Here is a 7434-nt window from a genome sequence, read left to right on the forward strand (position 1 = left end):
ACAAAGGCCCCCTTCTTTGCTTTTTATGAAATAGGACTGTCCGCCAGCCTAGGTAAGGTAAGGACAGTCCTCGCAAGCAAGGAAATGCTTACTTTTCATCCATTTTTAGGATGGCCATAAAAGCTTCCTGGGGAAGTTCCACGGAACCGACCTGTTTCATCCGTTTCTTCCCTGCCTTTTGTTTTTCAAGGAGTTTGCGTTTGCGTGTAATATCACCGCCATAGCATTTTGCAAGAACGTCCTTTCTCAGGGCGCTGACGTTCTCACGGGCAATGATCTTACTTCCGATCGCGGCCTGGATGGGGATTTCAAAAAGCTGCCGGGGAATGATCTTGCGCAATTTTTCCACAAGGGCGCGGCCCCGCACTTGCGCGCGGTCCCGATGGACAATGGCCGACAACGCGTCGACAGGATCCCCATTTAGGAGAATATCGACTTTGACCATATCGCTGGGCCGATATCCCGACAGTTCATAGTCAAGGGAAGCATAGCCGCGGGATACCGATTTCAAGCGGTCAAAATAGTCAAAGATGATTTCACTTAAAGGCAGGCTGTAGTGGAGCATGACTCGATTTTCATCAAGATAGGTCATATTGGCATATTCCCCACGTTTTTCTTGGGACAGTTCCATTACAGGTCCCACATATTCCTTGGGAACGATGATGGTGGCATTGACAAAAGGTTCTTCTACATGGTCGATGACAGTCTGGGGCGGGAAAAGGGAGGGATTGTCCACCATTTCCACATCCCCATTTGTCCGGACAACTTCGTAGATGACGTTGGGCGCGGTTGTTATCAAGGCAAGGTTATATTCCCTTTCCAAACGCTCCTTGATGACATCCATATGAAGGAGTCCCAAAAAGCCGCAGCGGAAACCAAACCCCAGGGCGGAGGAAGTTTCCGGCTCAAACATGAGGGAAGCGTCGTTGAGCTGCAGTTTCTCCAGGGCATCGCGGAGATTGTCATAATCGGAATTTTCCACAGGATAAAGGCCGCAGTACACCATGGGGGTAGCCTTGCGATAACCAGGCAGGGCCTGGGCAGCGGGATGATTTTCATCCGTAATGGTATCCCCCACCCGCGCATCGCGGACGTTCTTGATGGACGCGGCAAGGAAACCGACCATGCCTTCCCCCAGTTCCTCGACATTGACGAGGGCTGGTTTGAAGACACCCACTTCCGTGACTTCATAGACCTTCCCCGTTGCCATGAGACGAATGGTCATGCCCTTTTTAAGGCAGCCATTGACCACACGCAAGTAGAGCATGACCCCTTTATACGAGTCAAATTTGGAGTCAAAGATGAGTGCCTGCAGCGGAGCTGCATCGTCCCCTTGGGGGGCCGGAATACGGTTAACGACAGCCTCTAGGACCTCATCGATGCCAAGGCCCGTTTTAGCTGAGCAAAGAATCGATTCCGCCCCATCAATGCCCAGGACATCCTCCACTTCCTTGATGACCCTGTCAGGATCGGCACTGGGAAGATCCACCTTATTGATGACAGGAATGATTTCAAGATCATGTTCCATCGCAAGATAGACGTTGGCCAAGGTCTGCGCTTCAATGCCCTGGGTCGCGTCAATGACAAGGAGTGCGCCTTCACAGGCAGCAAGGGCCCGGGAGACCTCGTAGTTGAAGTCGACATGACCCGGGGTATCAATGAGGTTCAGGATGTAATCATTGCCATCTTTGGCATGGTAATCAAGCTGGACGGCCTGGTCCTTGATAGTGATGCCCCTCTCCCGCTCAAGGGACATATTGTCAAGGATCTGGTCTTCCATTTCCCGCTTGGAAAGGGTGCCCGTCTTTTCGATGAGGCGGTCGGCAAGCGTGGATTTTCCATGATCGATATGGGCAATGATGGAAAAATTCCGGATTCTATGGGTCTGTGCCATGGATTGATTCTACCTCCAAGATTTCAATAAGCTAAAAACACCGCGCAGGATAAGCCGCGTGGGGTTTATTTTTCATTATAGCATGAAGGATGGTTCCTTGTAAAAAAGCCGCTGCCGAAAAAGCTTCCAGATAGCAAAAAGACTGGCAGCCGAATGGCTGTCAGTCTTTTGGACTGTCTTATTTGACTGCGTTGACTTTCTTGGCTAAACGGGACTTTTTGCGAGCAGCAGCAAATTTGTTCACCGTACCCTTGCGGGCAGCTTTATCGAGTAAGCTTGCAGCGGTCTTAAGAGCGGCCTGAGCCTCATCCTTGGAACCAGCAGCAGCAAAAGCTTCAACCTTACGTGCAGTACTGCGGATTTCCGCCTTGACGGGGCCATTGGCAGCGCGGCGCTCAGCATCAGTCTTGACGCTACGAACGGAAGACTTAATATTCGGCATGTTTTCACCTCCACCAATTAGCTTTACCGAAACATTTTATCATTAATAGATATAAAAGGCAAGGAGTTTTTCCATAAGGCTTCCTGTAAGAGCCGGATAGTTCCACCTATTTGACATAAACGATGGTTGCTCCAAAACCGCCTTCGTTAAGGGGCGCCATTTCCGTCTTTTTCACATTGGGATGCTGCTTGAGGTATTCCAAAAGTCCTTTGCGAAGCATGCCCGTGCCCTTCCCATGGACCAGTCGGAAGCGGTCCATACCGGCAAGAAGCGCGTCATCAATGGCCTTATCCACGTCAGGAATGGCTTCATCAACGGTTTTTCCCCGCACATCGGTCTGGACAGACGTATCCTGGGCCTTTTTGACAAAGAACTCATGACGGCTGCTGGAACTTTTCTTAAGCGTTCGGTGCGTCCTTTGCGGTGCAGCTGGCTGGGCTTTTGTGAGGATACAATCCTTCATGGACACATTCATTTTCATGACACCGATGGCAACCGTCACATCACGGCCATTGACGGCCGTAATCTTGCCTTCCTGGCCCAAGGTCTTGACAAAGACCATCTTGCCAACAGCCGCATTGCCGCTTGTAAGGCCCTGTCCTTCCGGCTCCGCGCGGCCCGAAATGGAAAAGTTCTTACTGAGGGCCTTACGGCTCATCTCAGCAAGCCGTTCAACTTTGGCGCTTTCCACAAGATTCTGCTGGGCCCGCAGTTCCTTTAGGATGCCCTGGCTTTCACGGCGGGCGCTGCGATAAAGCTCATCTGCTTCTTCCCGGGCCTTGCGAAGGATTTCATTTCGACTCTTTTCAAGACGGGTCTTTTCAGCTTTCAGCTGATTGCGGAGGATTTCCGTTTCCCGCCGGAGCGTTTCAATTTCATCCTTGCGGCTTTCGTATTCCCGCCTCTGTCCTTCAAGGTTCTGGAGCACCCGTTCCATATTGCTGTGCCGCTCATTGATAAAGGTCCGTGCCTCATCAAGAATATCTTCGGAAAGGCCCAAACGTCGGCTGATATAAAAGGCATTGCTGCTTCCCGGGACCCCCATGAGAAGACGGTAGGTCGGGCGCAGCGTTTCCGGATCAAATTCAACGCTGGCGTTCTGCATCCCTTCATGTTCATAGGCAAATGTCTTGAGCTCGCTGTAATGCGTTGTCATGATCGTAAGGACATGGGCCTTGTAAAAATGTTCAATCATGGCCATGGCAAGGGCTGCCCCTTCTGTCGGATCGGTCCCTACACAGACTTCATCGACAAGGACCAGGTCGCGGTCTGTGGCCTCCCTTATGATGGAAATCATATTTTTCATGTGACCAGAAAAAGTGGACAGACTCTGCTCAATGCTCTGTTCATCGCCAATATCGGCGTAAACCCCAGAAAATACAGGAAAAACAGCTTCTTCAGCAGGAAGAAAGAGTCCAGCCTGGGCCATGAGGGCAAAAAGACCGACAGTCTTCAAAGCAACTGTTTTACCGCCCGTATTGGGTCCCGTAATAAGAAGTGTCGTAAAGTCCCGTCCCAGCTCAATATCAAGGGGCACAATACGATCGTGTTCCAAAAGGGGATGGCGGCCCTTAACGATGCGCAGATGATGATCAAGGACCATCATGGGGCGCCGCGCCCCAAGCGCCTCGGCGTAGAGGGCCTTGGCAGAAATAAGGTCCACTTGGGCCACAATGGCAAGACTTTCAAGGATGTTGTCCGCTTCGGCTCCTACATGGCTCGTCAGTGTCCGTAGGATGCGTTCCACTTCCGCTTTTTCTTCAAGGATATACTTCTTGATATCATTATTGAGGTTGACAACGGCCATAGGCTCAATAAAGAGCGTGGCCCCGCTTGATGACTGGTCATGGACAATGCCAGGAAAATTGAGGCGATATTCCTGCTTGATGGGGATGACATAACGATCCTCGCGCATGGTGACGAGAGCATCCTGAAAATATTTCTGGTTGTTTGGGTCATGCAGGAGATCGGAAAGCTTCTCCTTTACCCGGCTGCGGGCAGCAAGGATCCCCGTCCGAAGGCCCGAAAGCTTCACAGAGGCTGTATCCTTGATATTGCCTTTTTCATCAAGGACGCTGGAAAGCTGCTTTGATAGGCGCGAGAAATCATAGAGCGCATCGCCGTAATGCACAAGGGCAGGTGCGGTTTCGCTGACTTCCTTGAAGAATGCCTTAAGGTCAAGCATCCCCGAAATGGCATCCTGGATGGCCTTGAATTCTTCCGGATCAAGAAGGCTGCCAACACGGGTACGTTTCACCAATCCGGAAATATCGGTCAAGCCCCCTAAGGGGATGCGTCGGCCTTCATCGAGAATGCGGACGGCTTCCGCAGTTTCTTCTTGGGCAAGCTTGACCTCCTCAAAGCGGGAAGAACTCATCAGTTCCATGGCAAGATGCTGCCCCATGGCCGTACCGGCGTACTGGCTGAGCTTTTCCCTGACCTTAGTAAATTCCAATGTATTGATTGCAAATTTTGCCATTATAAGACACCTCTAAAATAATGTCCCCGCGTGGTTCCTGGTTCATTTTCCTCAACAAGGGTCACCCCATCAAGAACGCCCCGGTACATGGCGGTAAGGACACCGGTCTCTTCGACAGAAGCATTCCGGGCGTCAAACCGCAGCCGGGCAAGGCCCATCTTCTCCATTTTCTTTGCGTGGGCCAGCATGGAAAGGCGCTGACCATTGAGAATATGCATCCGGCCAAATTGGTCCTGCTTCAATGGGAAACGGACCTTCTTCCGGTCTTCGAGAAAACCTGCTTCCTTGCAGTGAAAATCGCAGTGACCCTGATCAAGATGACCGAGGAAGCTGCCCTCTACACAATATTCGGAGACCATCATTTCAAGGGAGCCTTCGGCAAGGCACTCCAAGGGCAAGTTTGATTTTCTCGCAAGGCCTTCGACCTGGGAGAGCGTAAGCTCCGGAGACAGCGTGATACCCTCAGCTCCAAGGTCCTGCCAGAAAAGGATACTCTGGCTGTTAAATGTATTTTGGTCCCAATCAACCCACAAAGGAAGTCCCTGGGCAAGGACCTTTTCCACAAGGCCATTATTGCTCACGACAATCCCGTCAGGAGACAGGCCTTTCCAACGAGGAAGGACCTGGTCATAGTAAGGCAGCTGACTTTCGGAAACAACACGGCTTGTGCCGATATACCACTTCTTTCCCTTCTCCCGGACCCAGTGGCCAAGGGTTTCAAGGTCTTTCAGCGTCAAAAGGGGCAGGGTGAAACTATCGCCGCCAACAATAAGGACATCGGCCCCGCCTGAAAGGGCGGCTTTGGCCTTATCCAAAGTATCGACATGGACGGACAGCTCCGCATGGCGGCGCAGGGAATGATTGACTGGCTGGGACAGATAGCGGTCCTGCCACTGGACTTTTTGGCGGGGCGGACAAAACTCCTCAAGGCGCGCTTTCGTGAGGGCTTCTACAGAAAGACGGCGCGCTTCATTGATTTCACTCATGGGAACCATGACATTGTCGTCGCACGTAAGTTCAAGGCTCCCCAAGGAAAATTCCGTGTTGCCCAGACGGTCCACCTGTTTGCGTACCACGGCTTCATCAAGGGCATGCTTGCGGGCTCTTTCCACGATAAAACGGGTCTGCGCTGTCCCTGTATGCCCTTCATCATCTGTAGCCGTAATGGTCATGGGCTCACCGAGGGCAGCTGTCACATAAAAGGACAGGGGGATACGTTTTTTATGGTCTGGACCAAAGAAACTTTCAGCATAGGTCATGAGTTCGTGATCATTTGTCCGGAAGACGCGGTCGTTGAGACGGATGCCCCGAGGCACGGAAATGGTGACCTTCTCACCGACTTCGGCTACATCACGGTTCTTGCCATTGACCGTCATGGCATCGACGGTCGTTCCCACGCGGCCGCCGACGCTCACCCAAAATTCCAGGCCGTCGCCCAAATGTAGGGTCCGTTCGAGCTTGACCGTTCCTTCCGTGTGATCTTTATTCAAAGAAACAACCCGGCCCAGAAGGATGCCGCGGTTATTAGGGCGGCGGTCGCTCATCATGGTGCGGCCCGGCTTTTTCTCAAGGTAGGCCGTCGTAAAGTCACGGTTGAAGATCTGTTCAATATGTTCACGGTCTTCTTCAGGGACAACGTATTTGCCCGTGAAATAGCGGTCAATGGCGCGGCGGTAGATATCCGTCACAACAGCTACATATTCCGGCCGTTTCATGCGCCCTTCGATTTTAAAGGAGCGAACCCCGGTTTCGATGAGTCGCGGCAGGATGTCAAGGGTATTCATATCCTTTGGGCTCAAGAGATACTGACCGGCATCGGCGTTTTTGAGCATATCCTTTCCCTCCTTGTTGACCAAGGTATAGGGCATGCGGCAGGTCTGGGCACAGCGGCCCCGATTTCCGCTGCGACCGCCGATGAGGCTTGACATAAGGCACTGACCAGAATAACAGATGCAGAGCGCGCCATGCATGAACGTTTCAATCTCACCAGGCGTCTTTTCGCAGATTGTTTTGAGGTCCTTCAAGGTTGTTTCCCTTGCCATGACGGAGCGGGGCATCCCCTGGTGGTAGGCAAAGATGGCACCGGAGGAATTGGTGATGGTCATCTGTGTACTGGCATGCAGTTCCAATTCAGGTACTGTGCGGCGGCAAAGCCGGATGATGCCAAGGTCCTGGACAATGATGCCATCGACACCGATATTGCTGAGGAACGTGACATATTCTCCCAGCGCCTTCATTTCCTCGTCAGTGACAAGGGTATTGACCGTGACATAGATACGGACATGGTGCAGGTGTGCAAAAGTGATGGCCCGCTGCAGTTCTTCGGGGCCAAAATTTTCGGCATAAGCCCGAGCACCAAAAGCAGAGCCCCCCAGATAAACCGCATCAGCACCGGCAAAAACGGCCGCCTCCAAGGCCTCCCAAGTCCCAGCCGGGGCCAAAAGTTCAACATCTTCTCGTTTCATGGAAATCTCCTTATATTATGGAAAGAAAATGGTATGACAGGATTTCGAACCTATATTATATCATATTGAAAGTCCCAAAAGAAGACGAGCCTGCCGTTCGTATGTGTCAACATTTTCTCGGGAGACCCATATAAGATTGTGTTGCAGCTTAATT

At 51.8% G+C, this 7434-nt stretch carries 4 protein-coding genes; all 4 read right to left on the minus strand.

Annotated elements, in window-relative coordinates:
• Positions 1–88 precede the first annotated feature (88 nt).
• Positions 89–1894: a translation elongation factor 4 gene (gene lepA / locus QZQ08_RS06170; protein WP_296329480.1), complete on the minus strand. Its 1806-nt coding sequence runs from the start codon at positions 1892–1894 to the stop codon at positions 89–91.
• Between the two features lie 178 nt (positions 1895–2072).
• Complete coding sequence (gene rpsT, locus QZQ08_RS06175; RefSeq protein ID WP_009014758.1) at positions 2073–2336, minus strand: 30S ribosomal protein S20; 264 nt, start codon at positions 2334–2336, stop codon at positions 2073–2075.
• A gap of 106 nt (positions 2337–2442) precedes the next feature.
• Positions 2443–4815: an endonuclease MutS2 gene (locus tag QZQ08_RS06180; protein ID WP_296329483.1), complete on the minus strand. Its 2373-nt coding sequence runs from the start codon at positions 4813–4815 to the stop codon at positions 2443–2445.
• Positions 4815–7280: a DUF3656 domain-containing protein gene (locus QZQ08_RS06185; protein ID WP_296329486.1), complete on the minus strand. Its 2466-nt coding sequence runs from the start codon at positions 7278–7280 to the stop codon at positions 4815–4817. The genes QZQ08_RS06180 and QZQ08_RS06185 overlap by 1 nt, the downstream gene beginning before the upstream one ends.
• Positions 7281–7434 lie beyond the last annotated feature (154 nt).

The organism is uncultured Acidaminococcus sp., assembly GCA_900538365.1.
Lineage (GTDB): Bacteria > Bacillota > Negativicutes > Acidaminococcales > Acidaminococcaceae > Acidaminococcus.